Here is a 282-nt window from a genome sequence, read left to right as displayed (position 1 = left end):
GACGTGGGGGATGTGGAGGATGTCGGCGTAGAGGTTGCAGAGGATTTCCTCGCGTGGGGTGCGCGGGGCGCGGCCGCTGCCGGTGGTGGTGTAGTCGGGTGTGGGCAGGGCTTTGCGGTCGAGTTTTCCGTTGGGGGTCAGGGGGAGTGTGTCGAGGGTGACGAAGGCTGCGGGGATCATGTAGTCGGGGAGGTCCGCCGCGAGGTGGGTGCGGAGTGTGTCCTGGCTGACGGGCTCGGATGCCACGGTGTAGGCGGTGAGGCGTTGGTCGCCGGGGGTGTC

The 282-nt window shown here is 68.4% G+C and carries 1 protein-coding gene; it reads right to left on the bottom strand.

Going from position 1 to position 282, the window contains the following annotated elements:
- Window positions 1–282, bottom strand: a 282-nt coding sequence (locus EBH09_RS01225; protein WP_153182593.1) for a hypothetical protein, incomplete at both ends; no start/stop codon positions are given.

The sequence above is a fragment of the Streptomyces sp. E2N166 genome (genome assembly GCF_003671715.1).
Taxonomy (GTDB): domain Bacteria; phylum Actinomycetota; class Actinomycetes; order Streptomycetales; family Streptomycetaceae; genus Streptomyces; species Streptomyces thinghirensis.
The sequence above is the reverse complement of the archived record's forward strand: the minus strand, read 5'-3'. Positions and strand labels throughout refer to the sequence as shown.